This is a genomic window from Streptomyces sp. NPDC091280 (genome assembly GCF_044768565.1).
Taxonomy (GTDB): domain Bacteria; phylum Actinomycetota; class Actinomycetes; order Streptomycetales; family Streptomycetaceae; genus Streptomyces.
The window spans coordinates 100053-119639 of the sequence record NZ_JBIVUZ010000010.1 but is presented as its reverse complement, the minus strand read 5'-3'; the positions used below and the strand labels follow the sequence as shown (position 1 = coordinate 119639).

The window sequence follows — 19587 nt, the reverse complement described above, 5'->3', positions numbered from 1 at the left end:
TTCATACAGCTCGGCGATCTTATCCAGCCGTTCCCCGTACGCGGCACGACGGCCTGCCGTCCGGAACGACTTCGTTACCGAGCCGCACCACTTTGTTACCCGACCGCCACCCGGCCTTCGAGCGGCGCCTCCCGCAACGGCACCGGACGCGGTGCGACCGGCACCGGAGGATCCGGCCGTGACGGTTGCGACGGCTCGGGCGCGGCCTCCCCAGGCGCACCCGCCGTCCCGTCCCCGGCCGGATCCCCCGGGCGTGTCTCCCCCGTACCCCCGGTTTCCCCCATTGCCCCGGGGGTCCCCCCGGCCCCCGGGCCCCCGTTGCCCCCCGCCCCCCTGGGCACCGCCAACCGCAGCACACCGCACGGCTCCTCCCGTGTGGCGTACGGCAGTTGCAGCACCCCGTCCTCGCTCCACAGCCCGACGCCCGCCAACCACCCCTCGGGCGCCGGGAGTTGGAGCAGCTGCCGGTCCGTGGGCCGCCAGACACCGAGCCAGCTGCCGGCCGGCCCGTCGACGCGCAGCGCCACCCCGCAGTGCTCCGGCGTCAGCACCTGCCCCGGCTGGATCGCGAACGGTGTCACCGTGCAGTCCGGCACCCGCAGACACTCCGGGAAACGCACCGGCAGCGTGGAGCCGATCACCCCCCAGCCCAGCCGCTGCCCCCGGCCGGGCGCCGGCGCGTCCGAGCCGATCAGCAGCAGCCCGCTGTCCGGATCGGCCGCGAGCAGCCGGTCGTCGCTGTCCGCGGCGATCTGCAACAGCGGCGACACCTCCCCGTCCCGCTCCAGGTCGACCACGATCGCCTTCGTCCGGCCCCCGACCTCCCGGTCCAGCGCCAGCATCCGCCCCGCCCGGTCCAGCCACACCCCGCCCGAGCAGCGCCCCGGGACCATCGCGAGCTGCTCCGGCCCGAAGGCACCCCCCGCCACCAGCCACACGGCCGTCGACCGCCGGCCCACGGCGAGGGCGTACGCCTTCTCGCCGCCCGGCGCCGCCGGCAGCAGCCGCAGCCGGGTGTCCGGGTCCGGGCACTCGACCGCGCCGAGCGGCAGCTCACCGGTGCCCGGACCGGTCGGGTAGAGCAGCGAGAACGTGTGCCGCCCGGCGACCAGCCGCCGGATCAGCACCCGCCCGTCGCCCATCGGCTGCACCTCGCTGCCGGGCTCCTCCGGCTGGTTGCCGGGCAGCGGCACCGCGTACGGCTCCGGGCCGTCCAGGGTCCAGCGCTCCGGGAACAGGCAGTCCCCGGCCGGCGCGAGGCGGGCCGCGTACGTGCCGTCCGCGGTGATCGCGCACGCGGTGATCGCGTCGTATGCCGTGCCCCCGGGACCGTCGGTCCGCGGGTCCCCGCTCTCGTCGCCGTCCTCGTCCGCCGCCGTGGGCTCGATCGCACAGGCCGTCATGGTTCGGTCACCTCCGGCCACGAAACTAGTTTTCGTACGAACGGACGTGGGACCGATGAGCAGCCTCATCACACATAAGGGTGGCCCAGGAACGATTCGCCTGAGGAAACCGGGGCCGGTGTGCTGAACGGGACCGCGGACCGGCCACGGCCGCTTCGGCGGTTCAGCCCCGCAGTGCGGCCAGGTAGCCTTTGCCCGTGCCCCGTCAGCCCGTATCCCGTCAGTCCGCGCCCCGCCTGGCCGAAGTCGTCGCCGCGCTGGAGAACCTGTGGCCCGCCGAACGGGCCGAGTCCTGGGACGCGGTCGGCACCGTCACGGGCGACCCGGACCAGGACGTCGCACGCGTGCTGTTCGCCGTCGACCCCGTCCAGGAGATCGTCGACGAGGCAGTGAAGCTGGGCGCCGACCTCCTGGTCACCCACCACCCGCTCTATCTGCGCGGTACGACCACGGTCGCGGCCTCCACCTTCAAGGGCCGCGTGGTGCACACCCTGATCAAGCACGACATCGCGCTGCACGTCGCCCACACCAACGCCGACCGCGCCGACCCGGGAGTCTCCGACGCCCTCGCGGGCGCCCTCGACCTGCGGGTCGTAGGACCCCTCGTACCGGACCCCACCGACCCGGACGGCCGCCGGGGCCTGGGCCGGGTCTGCGAGCTGGACCACCCGCTCACCGTCCGCGAACTCACCGCCCGCGCCGCCGAGCGCCTGCCCGCCACCGCGCAGGGCATCCGCGTCGCCGGCGACCCCGACGCCCTGGTCCGCACGGTCGCCGTCAGCGGCGGCTCCGGCGACAGCCTCTTCGACGACGTACGCGCGGCGGGCGTGGACGCGTTCCTGACCGCCGACCTCCGCCACCACCCGGTGTCCGAGGCCCGTGCCCGGAACCCGCTCGCGCTGCTCGACGCGGCGCACTGGGCCACCGAGTGGCCCTGGTGCGAGCTGGCCGCCGCCCAGCTCGACGAGATCTCCGACCGCGAGGGATGGGGCCTGCGGGTCCACGTCTCCAAGACGGTCACCGACCCCTGGACCGCCCACGCGGCGTCCTCCACCACACCAGACTCAATGGGAGCCCCCAACTGAACGCCGCGCCCGCCGACCAGATCCGACTTCTCGACGTCCAGGCCCTCGACGTCCGCCTCCAGCAGCTCGCGCACAAGCGCACCTCGCTGCCCGAGCACGCCGAGATCGACGCGCTGACCAAGGACCTCACCCAGCTGCGCGACCTGCTCGTGGCCGCGCAGACCGAGGAGAGCGACTGCGCCCGCGAGCAGACCAAGGCCGAGCAGGACGTCGACCAGGTCCGCCAGCGCGCGACCCGCGACCAGCAGCGCCTCGACTCCGGCGCCGTCACCTCGCCCAAGGACCTGGAGAATCTCCAGCGCGAGATCGTCTCCCTCGCCAAGCGCCAGGGCGACCTGGAGGACATCGTCCTCGAAGTCATGGAACGCCGTGAGTCCGCCCAGGAGCGCACCGCCGAACTGACCGAGCGGGTCGGTTCCGTCCAGGGCAGGATCGACGACGCGACCGCCCGCCGCGACGCCGCCGCCGAGATCCTCGACGCGGACGAGGCCAAGGCCGAGAAGGAGCGCGAGGTCGTTGCGGCCACCATCCCCGCGGACCTCCTCAAGCTCTACGACAAGCTCCGCCAGCAGCAGGGCGGCATCGGCGCGGCCAAGCTCTACCAGCGCACCTGCCAGGGCTGCCGCCAGGAGCTGGCCATCACCGACATCAACGAGATCCGCGCGGCGGCCCCCGACACGGTGGTCCGCTGCGAGAACTGCCGCCGCATCCTGGTGCGCACGTCCGAGTCGGGTCTGTAGGCAAGGAGCCCTGGGCGTGCGGGAGTTCATCGTCGAGGCGGACGGCGGTTCCCGGGGCAACCCGGGACCGGCGGGCTACGGCAGTGTGGTGATCGACGCGGCGACGGGGGAGACCCTGGCGGAGGCGGCCGAGTACATCGGCGTCGCCACGAACAACGTCGCCGAGTACCGGGGCCTGGTGGCCGGACTGCGCGCCGCCCACGAACTGGACCCCGAGGCCCGGGTCCACGTCCGCATGGACTCCAAGCTCGTGGTGGAGCAGATGTCGGGCCGCTGGAAGATCAAGCACCCCGACATGAAGCCGCTGGCGGCGGAGGCGGGGGCGGTGTTCCCGGTGGACCGGGTGACGTACGAGTGGATCCCGAGGGAGCGGAACAAGCGGGCGGACAGCTTGGCCAACAGGGCGATGGACGACGGCGGCGCAGCCGCCTCCCGATCCCGCGCCAGGACGACGGCCGAGGCCGATGTTCGTGCCGCCGGCAACGTGGCCGCCCCCAGCCCCGGTTGGGCCCCGCCGGACATGGGCGCCCCCGCCACCTTCGTCCTCCTCCGCCACGGCGAGACCCCCCTCACCCCCCAGAAGCGCTTCTCCGGCAGCGGCGGCACCGACCCCGCCCTCTCATCCGTCGGCGAGGACCAAGTCGCCCGCGCGGCAGCCGCGTTGGCGGCCCGGGGCACCATCCAGCACATCCTGGCCTCGCCCCTCACCCGCACCCGGCAGACCGCCGCCGCCGCGGCCGACCTCCTCGGTCTGGACGTGACGATCGAAGAGGGCCTGCGCGAAACGGACTTCGGCGCCTGGGAGGGCCTGACCTTCGGCGAGGTCCGCGAGCGGTACCCGGACGACCTGACCGCCTGGCTGGGCGACCCGGAGGTCCCGCCCACCGGCGGCGGCGAGAGTTTCGCGGCCACGGCGACCCGGATCGCGGCCACCCGCGACAAGCTGATCGCGGCCTACGCGGGCCGCACGGTCCTGCTCGTCACCCACGTCACCCCGATCAAGACGTTCGTCCAACTCGCCCTGGGCGCACCGCCGGAGGCCCTGTTCCGGATGGAACTCTCGGCGGCCTCGCTGTCGACGGTGGCGTACTACGCGGACGGCAACGCGAGCGTCCGGCTGTTCAACGACACGTCCCACCTGCGCTGAGCCCACCCGCGCCGAGCGCGGAGGCCTCGCGGGCCAGCGCCTCGATCCGCCCCCAGTCCCGCGCGGCCAGCGCGTCCGCCGGGACCATCCAACTCCCGCCCACACAGCCGACGTTGGGCAGCGCGAGGTACTCCGGCGCGGAGTCGATCCCTATCCCGCCGGTCGGGCAGAACCGCGCCTGCGGCAACGGCCCGGCCAGCGACCTGAGATAGGCCGTACCGCCCGCCGCCGCGGCCGGGAAGAACTTCATCTCCCGCACCCCGCGCTCCAGCAGCGCCACGACCTCCGACGTCGTGGACACCCCGGGCAGGAACGGCACCCCGGACCCCCGCATCGCCTCCAGCAGCAGATCCGTCCACCCGGGGCTGACGAGGAACCGCGCCCCCGCCGCCACGCACTCCTCGACCTGCCCCGGAGTCAGCACGGTCCCCGCCCCGACCACGGCCTCCGGCACCTCGTCCGCGACGGCCCGCAGCGCGGCCGGCGCGGCGGGCGTCCGCAGGGTCACCTCGATCGCCGGCAGCCCCCCGGCGACGAGCGCCCGCGCGAGCGGCACGGCGTCGGCCGCGTCCTCGATGACGACGACGGGCAGGACGGGAGCGAGATCGAGCAGCGAGGAGGAGGCCATGACCTCATCCTGCCGAGCTGATGCAGCACACGCAAAGCCCATTGCGCATATTGCAACGCATGCCCGGCTCTACCCCGAAGCGATCCTCAGTGGATCTCGTCCACCAGCACATCCAGCGACCAGGCCCGCCCCGCCTGCGCGGGCGCCTCCGCCTCCACCTCGTACCCCAGCCCCCGCAACGCCTCGACCAGTTCGGCCGGCGTCCCGGGCACGGCCGACGCGCTCAGCAGACTCCGTACGATCCGCCCCTTCGTCGCCTTGTTGAAGTGGCTGACGACCTTCCGGGTCGGCGCGTGCAGCACCCGTACGGTCGCCGTCCGCCCCGCGATCTCGCCCTTCGGCTTCCACGCCCCCGCGTACGCCGAGGACCGCAGATCCAGCACCAGCCCGCTGCCCGCGACCTCGGGCAGCACGGCCGCCATCGGCGCCCGCCAGTGCGCGCCCAGCGCCCCGAGTCCGGGCAGCCGCACCCCCATAGAGCAGCGGTACGACGGAATCCGGTCCGTCACCCGCACCGCGCCCCACAGCCCGGAGAACACCAGCAGCGAGCGCGCGGCCCGCTTCTTCGCGGCCGGGTCCAGCGAGGCCAGGTCGAGCGCGTCGTAGAGGACACCGGTGTAGATCTCGTCGGCGGGGCGCGCCCCGGCGGTCCGCAGGCCGACGTTCTTGGCGATCTCGCCGCGCAGTCCCTCGCTCAGGCCGAGCACCTCGCGCGCCTTGTCCTCGTCGGCCGCGCACAGGTCGACGAGTTCGTCGAGCACGGCCGCGCGGGCGTCGGCGAGTCCCGGCAGCGACAGCGATTCCGGCTTGAGCGGGGCACCGCGGCCGGAGGAGGCCTTGCCTTCGGAGGGCGGCAGCAGGACGAGCACGGTGGGTTTCTCCTTACGGTGGGCGCTGCGCCAGCGTAAAGGGTGCGGCCCGGCGGATTGTGCCTACGCTCGTGTCATGCCCCGCCGCCGCATCCGGATGACCGGCACCCCCGAAGCCCCGCTCCGCGCCGCCCTCACCGCGCTGCGCACCGGACTCGGCGTACCCGAGAGCTTCCCGCCGGAGGTACTGGCGGAGGCCGAGCGGTCTGCCGCAGCTCCGCCGCCCGCTCTCCCGGACGCCACGGACATCCCCTTCTTCACCGTCGACCCGCCCACGTCCAGGGACCTCGACCAGGCGATGCACCTGTCCCGCCGGGGCACCGGCTTCCGGGTGCGGTACGCCATCGCCGACGTCGCCTCCTTCGTCACCCCCGGCGGGGCCCTCGACGCGGAGGCCCACCGACGGGTGACGACCCTGTACTTCCCGGACGAGCGGATTCCGCTGCACCCGCCCCTGCTCAGCGAGGGCGCCGCGAGCCTGCTGCCGGACGCGACCCGGCCGGCCGTGCTGTGGACGATCGACCTGGACGCGGACGGCCGTACGGCCGCCGTCGACGTGCACCGGGCCCTGGTCCGCAGCCGGGCCAAACTCGACTACGCCACCGTCCAGCGACGGATCGACACCGGCACCGCCGAGGAGCCGGTCGCGCTGCTCAAGGACATCGGCGAGGCCCGCGAACGCCTGGAGGCGGAGCGCGGCGGCATCTCCCTCAACGTGCCCGAGCAGGAGATCGTCGAGCACGACCACACCTACGAACTCGCCTACCGCGCCCCGCTCCCCGCCGACGGCTGGAACGCCCAGATCTCCCTCCTGACCGGCATGGCCGCCGCCGACCTGATGCTCACGCACGGCACGGGCGTCCTGCGCACCCTGCCCGCCGCCCCCGACGGCGCGGTCGGCCGCCTGCGCCGCACCGCGCACGCCCTGCGCATCGACTGGCCGCACCACATGTCGTACGCGCGCCTCATCCGCTCCCTCGACCCGCGCCTCCCGCACCACGCGGCCTTCCTCCAGGAGTGCACGACCCTGCTGCGCGGCGCGGGCTACACGGTCTTCCGGGACGGCGACCTCCCCGCCATCACCACCCACGCGGCGGTGGCCGCCCCCTACACCCACTGCACGGCTCCGCTACGACGGCTCGTCGACCGCTACGCCTCGGAGATCTGCCTGTCTCCCGCGTCCCCGCCCGCCTGGGTGCTGGCCGGCCTCGACGCCCTGCCCAAGCAGATGGCCGACGGCACCCGCCTCGCCGGCACCGTGGAACGCGAGTGCGTCGACATCGTCGAGGCGGCCCTGCTGAAGGACCGCGTCGGCGAACTCTTCGACGGCTGTGTGGTCGACGTCGAGGAACGTCAACCCACCGTGGGAAGAGTCCAGTTGGACACCCCGGCGGTGGTCGCCCGGCTCGAAGGCGGTACGACCGCGCTGCCCCTGGGGGAGCGCCTGCGGGTCCGCCTCACCCAGGCCGACCCGGGCACGTCGAAGGTACGGTTCGCGCCCGCCTGACCGCTTCCACCAGGCTCGCCACGACGCGGTCGGCGTCGTCGGCGTGGAAGTGGACGGTGCGGACCTCCCGTTGGCGGCCCAGCAGGGTGAAGTGGGTGACGGGCTCGGCGAGTCGGAGGGTGACGGAGGTGCGGAAGCCGACGGCGAGGTCGAGTTCACCGTCGGCACGGCGCCGGGCCATGCGCAACTCGCCCTCGGCGGAGGCGATATGACCCAGCGGGACGACCACGTCGGCGCGGGCGGCCCGCCGGAGCCGTAGCGCATGGGTGTCCAGCAGATGCGGGCGGGCCACGCAGGACGCGTGCAGGGCGGCGACGGCCGCGACCGCGCAGAGCCCCAGAACCGGCACCAGTTGGCGCAGCACCGGCCAGTCCCGCAGCAGCACCGACATGGTGAGCGTCTCCAGCACGCACGCCACCGCCGACCCGGCCAGCAGGGACCGCCGCCCCCGCGCATACCCGAACAACCGCCCGCCGCCTGCCCAGTTGGTCCTCATGAACTCCAGTGCAGATGCTGACGTCGCGGCAGGGTCAAGCACCAACCGGCGCGCCGAACCAGAGCCGCAGCGCGTCCGAGGGCCCGTCCCCGCTGTCGCCCGATCCCTCGCCCTCCTCGCCGGTGTCCGCCGCCCAGGCCGTGAACCCGTCCGGGCGCACCAGCAGGGCGGCGAGCTCCGGCCGCCCCGGACAGGAGGCGGTCAGGACGTCCACCACACCCTCGTAACCCTCCGCGCGGGAGCGGAGTTTCGGGTCGTCGGCGAGATCGAGGAGCAGGGCGCGGCCGTGGTGGAGGTGGTCGGCGAGGCGGGTGCCGTCGGCGAGTTCGAGGTCGGGGGCGCTGCGGCCGGTCAGCGGATGGTCGCCCGGGAGGTCGTAGTGCTGCCAGACGCCGGAGATCCGCTTGACGAGATACGTCGTGCCGTCGACGGTCCCCGCGAGGTCGGTGACCACCTCGCGCAGGGCCCGGGAGTGCGGTTCGGGGCGCATCACCGCGATCTGCGCGCGCGTCCAGTCGAGCACCCAGGCGCCGATCGGATGCCGTTCGGCCGTGTAGGTGTCCAGGAGTTCCACCGGCGCCCGGCCGCGCACCACCAGGGCGAGCTTCCAGCCGAGGTTCATCGCGTCCCCCACACCGAGGTTGAGCCCCTGCCCGCCGAACGGCGAGTGGACGTGCGCCGCGTCACCCGCGAGCAGCACCCGGCCCGCCCGATAGGTGTCCGCCTGACGGCAGTTGTCGGTGAACCGGGTCGAGGAGTGGACCGTGCCCACGGTGACGTCGACACCGGTCACCCGGCGCACGCTCGCCTGCAACTCCTCGGCGGTGACCGGGGTTTGCCGGTCGGCGGGCGGCCCGTCGAACTCGACGGTGAGGATCCGTCCCGGCAGCGGGCCGAAGGCGTACGTGCCCACGTCGGTGGTGTTCCAGCCGCCGCGCAAGGGCTCGGTGCCGGTCATGTCGGCGATGGCCTGGTAGCCGGTGATCTCCGGTGCGGTGCCGGGGAACCCGATCCCGCTCAGCTTGCGCACGAGACTGCGGCCCCCGTCGCAGCCGACCAGCCAGCCGGCCCGCACGGTGTACGGCGCGGTGCCGTCCGCCGGGGCGAGGCGGACGGTCACGCCCTCCTCGTCGGCGTCGAAACCGGTCAACTCGACCTGCCTGCGCACCTCGACGCCGAGCGCCTCGGCATGCCGGCCGAGCAGCCGCTCCAGCGGGGCCTGCGGGACGAGCCCGACGCGGTCGACCGGACCGAGGCCCGCGAAGGCGGGGTCCGACTCGTCGAGCAGATCGGCCCGCAGCATGATCCCGGAGAAGTGCCCGGCGAACTTCGGCGGCGGGACGGGGGCGGCCTTGCTGCCACCGCCGCCGTGCGTCCGCATGAACTCCTTGAAGCGGCCCATCGCCTCCTCGTGGATCCCGCTCAGTTCGGGCAGCAGCCCGCGCCGGTAAAGGGCCACGGTGGTCGTGGAGTTGAGACCGCCGGCCTTGATCGTCTCGTCCACGTCGGCCAGCCGCTCCACGACCAGCACCCGGGCACCGCCGAGGGTGAGTTCGGCGGCGAGCAGCAGCCCCACGGGCCCGGCTCCGGAGACGAGGACGTCGTAGTTCGAGTCACTGCTCGTGTTCGTGTCAGCATCCATGAGATTAGTGTAGTCACTAAAAAATTATGTTCGCTACACTGTTCTCGTGAGTGAGGGTGAGCTCTCCCTGAGAGAGCGCAAGAAGCGGGCGACCCGGCAGCGGATCTCGAACGTGGCCACGGAACTGTTCAAGGCGCGCGGCTTCGACGGAGTCTCGGTCGCGGAGGTCGCGCGCGCCGCCGAGGTGTCGACGATGACCGTCTTCAACTACTTCCCGCGCAAGGAGGACCTGTTCCTCGACCGCATCCCGGAGGCGGTCGAGGTGCTCAGCGGGGCGGTACGCCACCGCGCCCCGGACGAGACCCCGCTCGCCGCCCTGCGCCGCCTCACGCTCGAACTCCGCGACCAGCACCACCCGTTGGCCGGCCCCAACGACAACTTCCCGGACTTCTGGCAGGTCGTGATCGACTCCCCGGCCCTGCGCGCCCGCGCCCGCGAGGGCCTGGAGGAGATCGAGAACGCCCTGGCCGCCGCCCTCGCGGAAACCGCCCCAGACACCTCTGATCGCGCCCCGGACGCCCCTGACCAGGACTCGGCCACCCCCGACCCGGCCCTGACCGCGGCCCTGATCGTCGCCGCGTACCGCTCGGTCTACGTCACCACCGCGCGCCGCCTGCTCGCGGGCGAACGCGGGGAGGCGACGGCCGGGGACCACCAGGCGCGGCTGAACGCGGCCTTCGACGTCCTGGAGCGGGCGCTCGCCCCGAAATGACACGCGCCCCCGACGCGTTGCACCCTGTGGAGGAAAGGGGGCGCGACCGGTGAGCGCACGCGAACAGGCCCTGTGGACGAGGGCGAGACTGGGCCGCTGCGGCCCGCCGCTCGACCTCCTGACCGCCCGCTTCGACCGCCATGTCTACGCCCCGCACGCCCACGCCGAGTTCACCATCGGGGTCTGCGTCGGCGGCTCGGAAGTGATCGACTACCGAGGCGGCCACATCCGCACCGGCCCGGGCTCCATCGTCGTACTCGCCCCCGGCGAAATGCACACCGGGGGCCCCGGGAACACCACCGACGGCTACGCCTACCGTGCCCTCTACGCCGACCCGGCCCTGCTGACCGACGGCACCCTCGGCGGCCTCCCGCACTTCCGGGAACCGCTCCTCGACGACCCCGAACTCGCCGTCGCGCTGCGCCTGGCGCACACCCGGCTCAGCTCCTGCCCGGACCCGTTGGAGACGGAGTCCCGCCTCCCATGGCTGCTGACGGCCCTGGCCCGCCGCCACTCCACCGCCCGCCCGGCACCGGACCTCGTCGTGGGCGCGGCCGAGGTGGCGCACGCGGTGCGCGACCGCCTCGCGGACGAACTGCTGACCCCACCCTCGCTCGCGTCCCTGGCCGCGGACTTCGACCTCTCCCGCTACCAGCTCCTGCGCGCCTTCCGCACGACGATGGGGATACCGCCGTACGCCTGGCTCGCCCAGTACCGGGTGACCCGGGCGCGCGCCCTGCTGGAGGCCGGCGGACGTCCCGCCGAGGTGGCGGTCCAGGTCGGCTTCGCGGACCAGGCGCATCTGACCCGCTGGTTCCGGCGGGTGCTCGGGGTGACCCCGGCGGCGTACCGCAACAGCGTTCAAGACCCCCGGTGAGGCGACGGCGCATCCTCGCCGTATGACTGCACGCGGCTGGTTCCTGTTCTCCCTCATGGGAGTGGTGTGGGGCATCCCCTACCTGATGATCAAGGTGGCGGTGGACGCCCCGCTCTCCCCGTCCATGGTCGTCTTCACGCGCTGCGCCCTGGGCGCCGTACTCCTGCTGCCCTTCGCCCTGCGACAGGGCGGCCTCGCCCGCACACTCCGGACGCACTGGCGCCCGATGCTGGCCTTCGCGTGCATAGAGATCATCGGCCCGTGGTTCACGCTGACGGACGCGGAACGGCACCTGTCGAGTTCCACGGCGGGTCTGCTGATCGCGGGCGTACCGATCGTGGGCGTGCTGATGGCCCGCTTCTTCGGCGACGCGGAACGGCTCGGCGCGCGCCGGGTGGCGGGCCTGGCGCTGGGCCTGTCCGGGGTCACCGTCCTCACGGTCCCGCACCTGACGGGCGGCGACGCGCGCTCCCTGGCGGAGGTCCTGCTCACGGTGCTCGGCTACGCGACGGCCCCACTGATCGCGGCCCGCCACCTGAAGGACGTCCCGACCCTCCAATTGACCGCCCCCTGCCTGGCGTTGGCGGCGCTCGTCTACGCCCCGGCGGCGGCCCTGACCTGGCCGTCCTCGGTCCCCTCACCCCAGGTCCTGGCCTCCCTGGCCGGCCTGGGCGTGATCTGCACGGCGGTGGCGTTCGTGGCCTTCCTGGAACTGATCAAGGAGGTCGGCCCGACGCGGTCGACGGTGATCACGTACGTCAACCCGGCGGTGGCGGTGGCGGCTGGGGCGCTCTTCCTCGGCGAGAACCTGACGGTCGGCATCGGCGTCGCGTTCACCCTGATCCTGGCGGGGTCGGTGCTGGCGACGGCGGGGCCGGGCACGGGTCGGAGGGACGGCCGCCGCCCGGTACGATGGACCCCACGGCAGACGAGCCGGGCGGACGGCCGCGTGGAGTGCCCCTAGCGGGAACTCCCCGAGGAACGTCCGGGCTCCACAGGGCAGGGTGATGGCTAACGGCCACCCGGGGTGACCCGCGGGACAGTGCCACAGAAAACAGACCGCCGGGGATTTCGGTCTTCGGTAAGGGTGAAACGGTGGTGTAAGAGACCACCAGTGCCCAGGGTGACCTGGGCAGCTAGGTAAACCCCACCTGGAGCAAGGTCAAAAGGGAACGCCTCAGGGATATGAGGCGCTCCTGCGAGGACGTTCGAGGGCTGCCCGCCCGAGTCCCCGGGTAGACCGCACGAGGCCGGTGGCAACACCGGTCCTAGATGGATGGCCGTCGCCGGGGGGATCGCGAGGTCCTTCCGGACACAGAACCCGGCGTATGGCTCGGCTCGTCTGCCGCTATTTCTTTGGCCCCAGCGGGGCGACGACGTCTGCTTCGACTGCGGATCCCGACCCGGCGAAATACCCTCCGGCCGGACCGGGCGAGGAATCCGAGACAGGAAACTCGTCGACGGGAACGGGATGCTGCCTTTTCCTATCGGACCACGTTGACGTCGTCAACAAATGCATGCGTTGATGAAGTGATCGACTTTGTGTACGGTGGGGCGTATGACGGACACTGCCGCCTCGCCGACCGGCCCGCTGGTCACCGGTTCGGAGATCGCCAGGCTGGCGGGCGTCACCCGTGCGGCCGTCTCGAACTGGCGGCGACGCCATGACGACTTCCCGGCACCTGCTGCCGGTGGCGTCAACAGTCCGCTGTTCGATCTGGCCGAGGTGCAGGCCTGGCTGGACGTGCAACGCAAGGGGCAGGATGTCGCGGCAGACGTCAGGCTTTGGCAGGCGCTGCGCGGAGTCTACGGTGACGACATGATCGGCGGGCTCGCGGACGTCACCCTTCTCCTCGCGGAGGGGGAGGCGCCGACAGGGCTTCCGATCGACATCGCGGGCCTCCTGCTTGAGCTCGCCGAGAGCAGTGGCGCGGCCGAGGTGGTGAACGCTCTGGCGGAGCGATTCACCGACTTTGTGCGTAGGGCAGGATCGGATCAGGTCACGTCACCGCGCGTGGTTCGCGCTGTACGTCACTTCGTCGGTGAGGTGGCCGACGACGCGACCTTGTTCGACCCGGCCTGTGGCGTCGGCACCTTGCTCCTGGCTGTCGGCCCCGAGCATGGACCGACGCGCCGGGGGCAGGAGTCCGATGCCCGCAGCGCCCTGTTCGCACGGCGGCGTGCCGACCTCACCGGACGTACCAATGTGGTCGTCGCCGCCGGAGACTCGCTGCGCGACGATCGATGGGCGGAGCTGAGGGCCGATCTGGTCATCTGCGATCCGCCTGTCAGCGAGCCCGATTGGGGGCGCGAGGAGCTACTGCTCGATTCGCGCTGGGAGTTCGGCACCCCCTCACGCGCCGAAGGTGAACTCGCCTGGCTGCAGCACGCCTACGCGCACACCGCGCCCGGTGGTCGCGTTCTCATGGTCATGCCCGCCTCGGTTGCTTACCGCAAGGCCGGCCGCCGTATCCGCGCCGAGTTGGTCCGCCGGGGTGTCCTCACTCAGGTGACCGCCCTTCCGCCGGGCACCGCCTCCTCGCACGCCCTCCCAGTACACCTCTGGCACCTGCGCCGCCCGCGGGCCCTTGGCGATGCCGTCACCGTCGTCCGCATGGTCGATCTGACAGCTGGAGATCCGGACGGCTCTCTGGAGCCGGACCCCGGTCAACTGGTGGAGCTTGCACTGATCGACCTGCTCGACGAAACCGTGGATCTCACACCTGGCCGTCATGTCGAGGAGTCACATCGCGACTACACGCTCGAATACCATTCCCTACGGCGGGAGTTGACCGAACACCTGCGACTCCTGGCGGACCTGCTGCCGGTATTGGCCGCCGGTGACAGCCCTGGATCTCTGGACGGGCCCACTGTCAGTGTCGCCGACCTCGCCCGCGCCGGGCTCGTTGAGTACGGAGACCCGGAACCTGTCTCGGTCAGCGACCAGCTCGACACCGACTATCTTCAGGGCTTTCTTCGCAGTGCTGCCAACATCCGGCGCTCCACGAGTGCCAGCGGAACCTTTCGGGTCGACGGCAAAGGCGCTCGCGTCCCGCAGATGGCCATTACCGATCAACGCCGGTACGGTGCAGCCTTCCGCGCGCTCCAGGATTTCGAGGAGCGGGCGCGCAGGGTGGGCGAACTGAGTCGGGACGTGGCGAGCCTGGCCAGGGACGGCCTCGGCAACGGGGCACTCAGGCCCGGAAGCTGATCGGCGGCACGAACGAACTCGCGGTACCGCTCCACGAGACAGCCAACGCCTCCCGTGCTCGCGTGCATGCCACGAACAGCAGGCAGCGTTCTCGCAGCAGATCAGAGTCGTGCTGCAGCGCGTCCACAGAGGCAGGCGTCACCTCGCGGGCGAACGGCACTGCACCGGCCGTGACCCCCAGAACGGCGACGCAGCGGAACTCCAGTCCCTTCATGGCGTGCATGGTGGCCAGCCGCACCCCGTCCACGGCCGGCCCCGGGTTGTCCCTGACCCGGACTACCGGCACCTTGGCTGCGGCCAGCTTGTCGAACACCTTGTCCAGCAGCACGTTGAAACGGGCGCACACGCCGATTTCGGAGGGGCGGACGCCCTGGGCCAGCCAGTTCTCGACGCGCTCGACAAGAGCCGCGACCTCCGCCTGCTCGGAGCCGTACCCGTCTGCTTGCGGCCTTCGGCCGTGCAGCAGGGAGCGGTAACCGGCGAGGCTGTCGGTGCCCTCCCCGCCCAAGTCGTCGACCGCGACAGGGCTGAGGATGCCGGTCGACCAGACGAGGATCTCCTCCGTGGAACGGTAGTTGATACGCAGGCGGTGAGTGCGCCCGGTGACCGGGATGCCGAGGGAGCCCAACGAGACCTTCGAGTCGTAGATGCGCTGGTGCGGGTCGCCGGTGATGAACAGGTCGTCGCTGCCGGACGCCACCGCGGCGCGCAGGACGCGCCACTGGGCGGGGTGCAGGTCCTGGGCTTCGTCGACCACGACGTGGTCGTGCGTGGGCACCGAGCCGACCAGTAGGTCGGCCGCACGAGCACACACCTTCAGGTGGGTGCTGGCTCTCTGGTTGCGCAGCATCGATTCGAACAGCTCGACTGCGGACCACAGTTCGTCACGTCGTGCCGATGGCAGTGCACTCCCGCGACCGCGCCGCAGGGCGGTGCGATAGGCGTCGGGCGTCCGCAGGTCCTGGGCGAGGATGACATGCCGGTACTCCTGAGCCAGGAACTGCTCGGTCCACGGCAGTCCCAGCTGTTTGACGACCCGCTGCCACAGCTGCCGTTCTTCCCGGTCGTTGACGGGGGAGGGGGGCCTGCCGTCGAGGCGGGTCACGATGCTGTACGCGTAGGCGTTGACCGTGGTCACGTCGACGCGGCCGAGGAGCGTGTCATCGTGGTCCAGGAGCAGGGACAGGTTCTCGCGCAGTGCGGCGGCCAGGGCGTTCGTGTATGTGGTGAGCAGTACCCGGGTGTCGGGCGAGCGGGTGAGCAGATGCTTGACACGGTGCAGGGCCGCGACCGTCTTGCCGGTGCCTGGACCGCCGGTGACCTGCACCGGGCCGCCGTACGACACCCGGTAGGCGACCCGGCGCTGCGAGGGGTGCAGGAACACGCGCCAGGCCGCGAACGGCTTCTCCAGAATGTCCGCCAGCTCTTCGGGACCAGAGACCAGGGTGATGCGGCTGGTGGTGTTGGCGATGGCGACGGCGAGGCTCGCGTCCGGGTCGGGACCCGCGTCGACCGGGCGGCGCACGGCGACCACGTCCCGGTACACCTCTTCCGGAGTGAACCCCTCCGCGAGGTACTGGAGCACCTCGCACTGGTCCTCCGGCAACAGGGTCTCGAACGCCTGGAGCTGTGCCTTGTCGACGATCGTCCGCACCGCCCGCAACACCTGGTCGTCGATGCCGAGTTCGTGGAGCACGGTGTCCGAGTACTTCGCGAAGAGCAGGGAGTCGGCGGCTTCTGCGGCCTTTTCCAGGGCCGGGGTCAACTGCTCGATGGCGACCACGTTGCGGACTTCCAGCGCCCGCGTCGCGGAGTTCGTCGTGTACAGCCGCTTGGCCGCCCAGGAGTACGCGTCGTCGTGCCGCACGACGTTCACGAGCAGGAACACGTCACTGCCGTCGTCGGGTGCGAGGACGACTCCACGCCAGAAGTCGTTGATGCGGATGGTCCGCATCCGGGTGTCCTGCGCGTTCCGCACGGACTCCAGGTGGAGACCCTTGTCCGCCTGTAGTTCGGGAACGGTGAGCAGCTGGAACTTCTGCATCGCCTTGCGCACGCCGGCCTTGACGGGCTTCTCCAGGACGTCGTAGCTCTCCCAGAAACTGTTGGCGAACGCGAGCTGCGGCACGAGGTGAACTCCCCACCCTGGACGGACACTCCGCAGTCGATCATATGCGCGGGGTGTTTGCCGTTCCTATGCCCTCGTCAGTCATCCGCCGGGCCACCGCCGCGATGTCCGCGAGCAGTACGGACGGTTCCTGGTCGAGGTCGAGGGCGTGCTGATGAAGGAGGATGCCCGCGTGACGCACCTGGTGGGCGGCATGGGAGGCGTTGCCCTTCGCGTACACGAGGTGTCCCTCGCGCAGGCCGAGAGCCGTGCAGTACGCGAGCATCTGGTACAGATCCGAATCGGGGTAGCCGTCCCGTTTCTCGGCCTTGTACTTGGCGTCTGCCACCGCGCACGGCACTCCGTCCTCGCGGTACAGCACGAAGTCGGGCTTCATGCGGATCGCGGCGGCGGAGTCGAGATGGTGGGGATCCTGGAGACGGGCCGTGTGCCCCGTGCCCCGGAACGCCTCCCGCAGTGCCACCGTCACGAAGTCCTCGAAGAGCTTGTTCATGTCGAACAGGAACCCCTCGACCCGGAGCCCGCCCGGCGCGTGTTCGGCCGTGGCTCCGTCGAGGACGGCACGAGCGAGATGCAGGGCTTGGTGGTAGCGGGAGTTGAGACGGGTGGGCTGCCAGCCGGGCAATGGCTGTCCACGCACGATCGGGCTGACATCGGCCAGGCGGACACGCTGGTGCGACAGCCTGCGGCGCACCTCGCGCGGGACACCAGGTAGTCGTAGCAGCCGCTCGACGGCGGCCCGCAGGATGCTGTTCTCGGCGATGTCGGTGGTGAACTCGTCGTACGCCACCTCCACCGGCAACGTCATGTTGAAGCGTTGCCGTATCTGCTCCGCTTCCCGGATCCGCCCACGTACGACGAGGGCGGTCTCCTCCGTCGCCCGGTAGCCCTGCAGCAGCCCCTGTCGCAGGGCGCGGTCGACCTGCCGTTCCACGGCGTGGGCGAGTGCGGGCAGTACCTCGTTGTGCTCCGCGACCGCCACCTGCCCGTCGCGCCAGGGCCCTCTCGGGTCGAGACTGTGACCAAGCAGGAAGAAGAGCCGGGCGACGGGCACCTTCGGTGTGATGCGGACGGTGACCCGCTCACCGGTACCCGGTGCCGTGACGGCCACGGCGCCGACCTTGCTGCCGGCCCGCAGTGACCAACGGCCCGGCGTGTACGGGTCCGGGGCGGCGTCCACGATGCGCTGGGAGGCGAGGGCCCGGCCGACGGCGTCCGCCAGCGGAACGGAGACGGCCGGCGCGTGCTCGATGAGATGCATGGTCTCGACAGCTGGTACGGCCCCGGTGTCGGCGTTCACGTCAGTGACTCGCGCAGTGCCGCGAGCCCGTACCGCTTCTCGATGTCTACGCCCTCCCCGTAGTGGTGCTCCTCCAGCAGCGGCAGGATCTTCGTCCGCCAGGTCCGCTCCAGACCGCCCTCCCGGTAGACACCTTTCTTCATCAGGTACGAGGGTCCGATCCGGAAGTCGGCGTCGTCGACGCGGGAGTTGAGCGCGTCGAGCAGATCGGCGGGTTCGCTGTCCTTGCTCTCCTTGGCCAGCCAGCGGCGCAGCAGCCCGCTCGTCGGTTCCGTGCGCGGGGACAGCTCGACGAAGGCGAAGCGGCGGCGCATCGCCGCGTCCACGAGCGCGATCGACCGGTCCACGGTGTTCATGGTGCCGATCACGAACAGGTTCGGCGGCAGCGCGAAGTCCTCGCCGGAGTAGGGGAGCCGGACGGACTTGTTCCGGTATTCGAGGAGGAAGTACAGCTCGCCGAAGACCTTGGCCAGGTTGGCGCGGTTGATCTCGTCGATGATCAGGAAGTGCGGGATGTGCCGGTTGCCCTCCTTGCCCGCCACGGCGGCCAGCTCACGCAGTGGGCCCGCGGTGATCCGGAAGGCGACCTCGTGTGTGTCGGGGTCCTCCTTCGGCCGGAAGCCCTCGACGAAGTCCTCGTACCCGTAGGCAGGATGGAACTGTACGAGTGTGACCTGCTCGGGTCCGCCACCCAGGAACTCGGCGAGCTTGAGCGCCAGATACGTCTTGCCCGTACCCGGCGGGCCGTACAGCACCAACTGCCGCTCGTCCGCGAGGAGATCGCGGACCTCGCGCAGCCACTCCCTGTCGTGCACCAGGAGTTCGGCGGTCAGTTCGTCCGTGGGGTCCGGCAGCTCCAGCTCGCGGCGGGCGACCAGGGCGGGGATTTCCGCACTCGGGTCGCGCTCTATGGCCTCGGCCTCCTCCACCAGTTCCTCGTCGCTCAGACCGAGTCCTTCGATGAGGGCCTGGACCGCGGAGAGGTCGACGACGTCGTGCTGGATCGACAGCTTCTGCTGAAGTTCCTCCGGCAGGTCGTCGTACGGGTATCCGGTCGCCTGCCAGTCCACCGGTCGGCGCAGGTTGGACCGCCGGTCCTCGGACTCCGTCTGCTCGGCCTCGCCGGTGATCTCACCGACGTACAACTGCCCGCCGGAGATGGTGCACACCGTGTCGCCGGGTTTGACGCGGGAGAGGAAGGCGTGCAGCGCGTCGACGAGCTGCTGCTTCTGGCTGTAGGTGGCCGTCGACTCGTAGTCCTCCTGGACGAAGGTGCGCAGGTCGTCCTTACTGGTGGACTGTGCAATGCCCTGCCGCAGATGGGAGGCGGCGAGGGTGACGAGCCCCTCAGGGAGCCACAGGCGCTGGACCAGATCGAGCCCGGTGACGTTCGAGCCGCGGATGAACCAGGGGCGGTTGGGGCCGGCTGACGCCTGCCCGAGATGGGCTGCGAGCGACAGTCCGTCCGTGGCGGACTTCCATGCCCCCCACCCGTTCGTACTGCACCCCATCAGGATTTCGGCCGCACCTGACGGTGACGTGAACTCGATGTCTTGGGATGCCTCCAGCCAGCCGGGCCAGCGCTCTGACTTCCGGATCGTTCCATCCTCGATCAGCTGCTGCCGCCTGCGATACGACGGTGGTTTCCGTACGGCGAACGAGGGCACTGCCTCGGCCCGGACCGGCGAGCCCGCCAGCACGACGAATTTCCGGCTCCCCTTTGCGCCCTTCTCCGCCAGGAGCCGCCCACGGGCCAGCGGCCCGCCGTTCGGCAACCGCAGCTGGAACTCCTGGTACGCCTCGGCCATGGAACTCCCCCTCACACCAGTGGTCCGATCTTCT

Annotated in this window: 15 protein-coding genes, 1 other RNA gene and 1 pseudogene; 9 read left to right on the top strand and 8 right to left on the bottom strand. The window is 71.4% G+C overall.

Annotated elements, in window-relative coordinates:
* Positions 1 to 95: 95 nt before the first annotated feature.
* Positions 96 to 1403, bottom strand: coding sequence for a hypothetical protein (locus tag ACIQPR_RS29015; protein ID WP_403654216.1), 1308 nt, complete (start codon positions 1401 to 1403; stop codon positions 96 to 98).
* A gap of 197 nt (positions 1404 to 1600) precedes the next feature.
* Between ACIQPR_RS29015 and ACIQPR_RS29010 the strand changes: the two genes are divergently transcribed.
* From ACIQPR_RS29010 to ACIQPR_RS29000, 3 genes are read left to right on the top strand one after another with little or no spacing between them, the layout of a single operon-like run.
* The gene (locus ACIQPR_RS29010) at positions 1601 to 2488 is read left to right on the top strand and encodes a Nif3-like dinuclear metal center hexameric protein (protein WP_403654213.1); all 888 of its coding nucleotides are present in this window, start codon (positions 1601 to 1603) and stop codon (positions 2486 to 2488) included.
* Positions 2485 to 3228: a zinc ribbon domain-containing protein gene (locus tag ACIQPR_RS29005; RefSeq protein WP_403654824.1), complete on the top strand. Its 744-nt coding sequence runs from the start codon at positions 2485 to 2487 to the stop codon at positions 3226 to 3228. The genes ACIQPR_RS29010 and ACIQPR_RS29005 overlap by 4 nt, the downstream gene beginning before the upstream one ends.
* Positions 3229 to 3244: 16 nt before the next feature.
* The gene (locus tag ACIQPR_RS29000; protein ID WP_403654210.1) at positions 3245 to 4375 is read left to right on the top strand and encodes a bifunctional RNase H/acid phosphatase; all 1131 of its coding nucleotides are present in this window, start codon (positions 3245 to 3247) and stop codon (positions 4373 to 4375) included.
* On the opposite strand, the gene eda is transcribed toward ACIQPR_RS29000, so the two are convergent.
* Both eda and yaaA read right to left on the bottom strand, forming a co-directional pair.
* Positions 4350 to 5003, bottom strand: coding sequence for a bifunctional 4-hydroxy-2-oxoglutarate aldolase/2-dehydro-3-deoxy-phosphogluconate aldolase (eda, locus tag ACIQPR_RS28995; RefSeq protein ID WP_403654207.1), 654 nt, complete (start codon positions 5001 to 5003; stop codon positions 4350 to 4352). The two genes, ACIQPR_RS29000 and eda, sit on opposite strands and share 26 nt — an antisense overlap.
* An 86-nt stretch (positions 5004 to 5089) precedes the next feature.
* Positions 5090 to 5872, bottom strand: a complete 783-nt coding sequence (gene yaaA, locus ACIQPR_RS28990) for a peroxide stress protein YaaA (RefSeq protein WP_403654204.1) — start codon at positions 5870 to 5872, stop codon at positions 5090 to 5092.
* A gap of 76 nt (positions 5873 to 5948) precedes the next feature.
* On the opposite strand from yaaA, the gene ACIQPR_RS28985 reads away from it, so the two are divergent.
* Entirely contained in the window at positions 5949 to 7379 is a 1431-nt protein-coding gene (locus ACIQPR_RS28985; RefSeq protein ID WP_403654201.1) for an RNB domain-containing ribonuclease, read from the top strand.
* Here ACIQPR_RS28985 and ACIQPR_RS28980 read toward each other — a convergent pair.
* Both ACIQPR_RS28980 and ACIQPR_RS28975 read right to left on the bottom strand, forming a co-directional pair.
* Positions 7330 to 7875, bottom strand: coding sequence for a hypothetical protein (locus tag ACIQPR_RS28980; protein ID WP_403654198.1), 546 nt, complete (start codon positions 7873 to 7875; stop codon positions 7330 to 7332). The genes ACIQPR_RS28985 and ACIQPR_RS28980 overlap by 50 nt on opposite strands.
* Before the next feature lie 34 nt (positions 7876 to 7909).
* The gene (locus ACIQPR_RS28975; RefSeq protein WP_403654195.1) at positions 7910 to 9517 is read right to left on the bottom strand and encodes an FAD-dependent monooxygenase; all 1608 of its coding nucleotides are present in this window, start codon (positions 9515 to 9517) and stop codon (positions 7910 to 7912) included.
* Positions 9518 to 9563: 46 nt separating this feature from the next.
* Here ACIQPR_RS28975 and ACIQPR_RS28970 point away from each other — a divergent pair, with 46 nt between their 5' ends.
* From ACIQPR_RS28970 to ACIQPR_RS28950, 5 genes and pseudogenes are all read left to right on the top strand, one after another.
* Complete coding sequence (locus tag ACIQPR_RS28970) at positions 9564 to 10229, top strand: TetR/AcrR family transcriptional regulator (RefSeq protein ID WP_403654192.1); 666 nt, start codon at positions 9564 to 9566, stop codon at positions 10227 to 10229.
* A 49-nt stretch (positions 10230 to 10278) separates the two neighbouring features.
* Positions 10279 to 11106, top strand: a complete 828-nt coding sequence (locus tag ACIQPR_RS28965; RefSeq protein WP_403654189.1) for a helix-turn-helix domain-containing protein — start codon at positions 10279 to 10281, stop codon at positions 11104 to 11106.
* Between the two features lie 22 nt (positions 11107 to 11128).
* Positions 11129 to 11911: pseudogene (locus ACIQPR_RS28960) on the top strand (DMT family transporter); the annotation flags it as partial.
* A gap of 124 nt (positions 11912 to 12035) precedes the next feature.
* Positions 12036 to 12451, top strand: an RNA gene (gene rnpB, locus ACIQPR_RS28955) — RNase P RNA component class A.
* A gap of 213 nt (positions 12452 to 12664) precedes the next feature.
* Positions 12665 to 14317: an N-6 DNA methylase gene (locus ACIQPR_RS28950; protein ID WP_403654186.1), complete on the top strand. Its 1653-nt coding sequence runs from the start codon at positions 12665 to 12667 to the stop codon at positions 14315 to 14317.
* On the opposite strand, the gene ACIQPR_RS28945 is transcribed toward ACIQPR_RS28950, so the two are convergent.
* From ACIQPR_RS28945 to ACIQPR_RS28935, 3 genes are read right to left on the bottom strand one after another with little or no spacing between them, the layout of a single operon-like run.
* A complete protein-coding gene (locus ACIQPR_RS28945; protein ID WP_403654183.1) occupies positions 14301 to 16445 on the bottom strand; it encodes a UvrD-helicase domain-containing protein in 2145 nt (714 codons plus the stop codon). The genes ACIQPR_RS28950 and ACIQPR_RS28945 overlap by 17 nt on opposite strands.
* Before the next feature lie 40 nt (positions 16446 to 16485).
* Positions 16486 to 17706, bottom strand: coding sequence for an McrC family protein (locus ACIQPR_RS28940; protein ID WP_403654822.1), 1221 nt, complete (start codon positions 17704 to 17706; stop codon positions 16486 to 16488).
* 35 nt (positions 17707 to 17741) lie between these two features.
* Positions 17742 to 19553, bottom strand: coding sequence for a DUF4357 domain-containing protein (locus ACIQPR_RS28935; protein WP_403654180.1), 1812 nt, complete (start codon positions 19551 to 19553; stop codon positions 17742 to 17744).
* Positions 19554 to 19587: the final 34 nt, after the last annotated feature.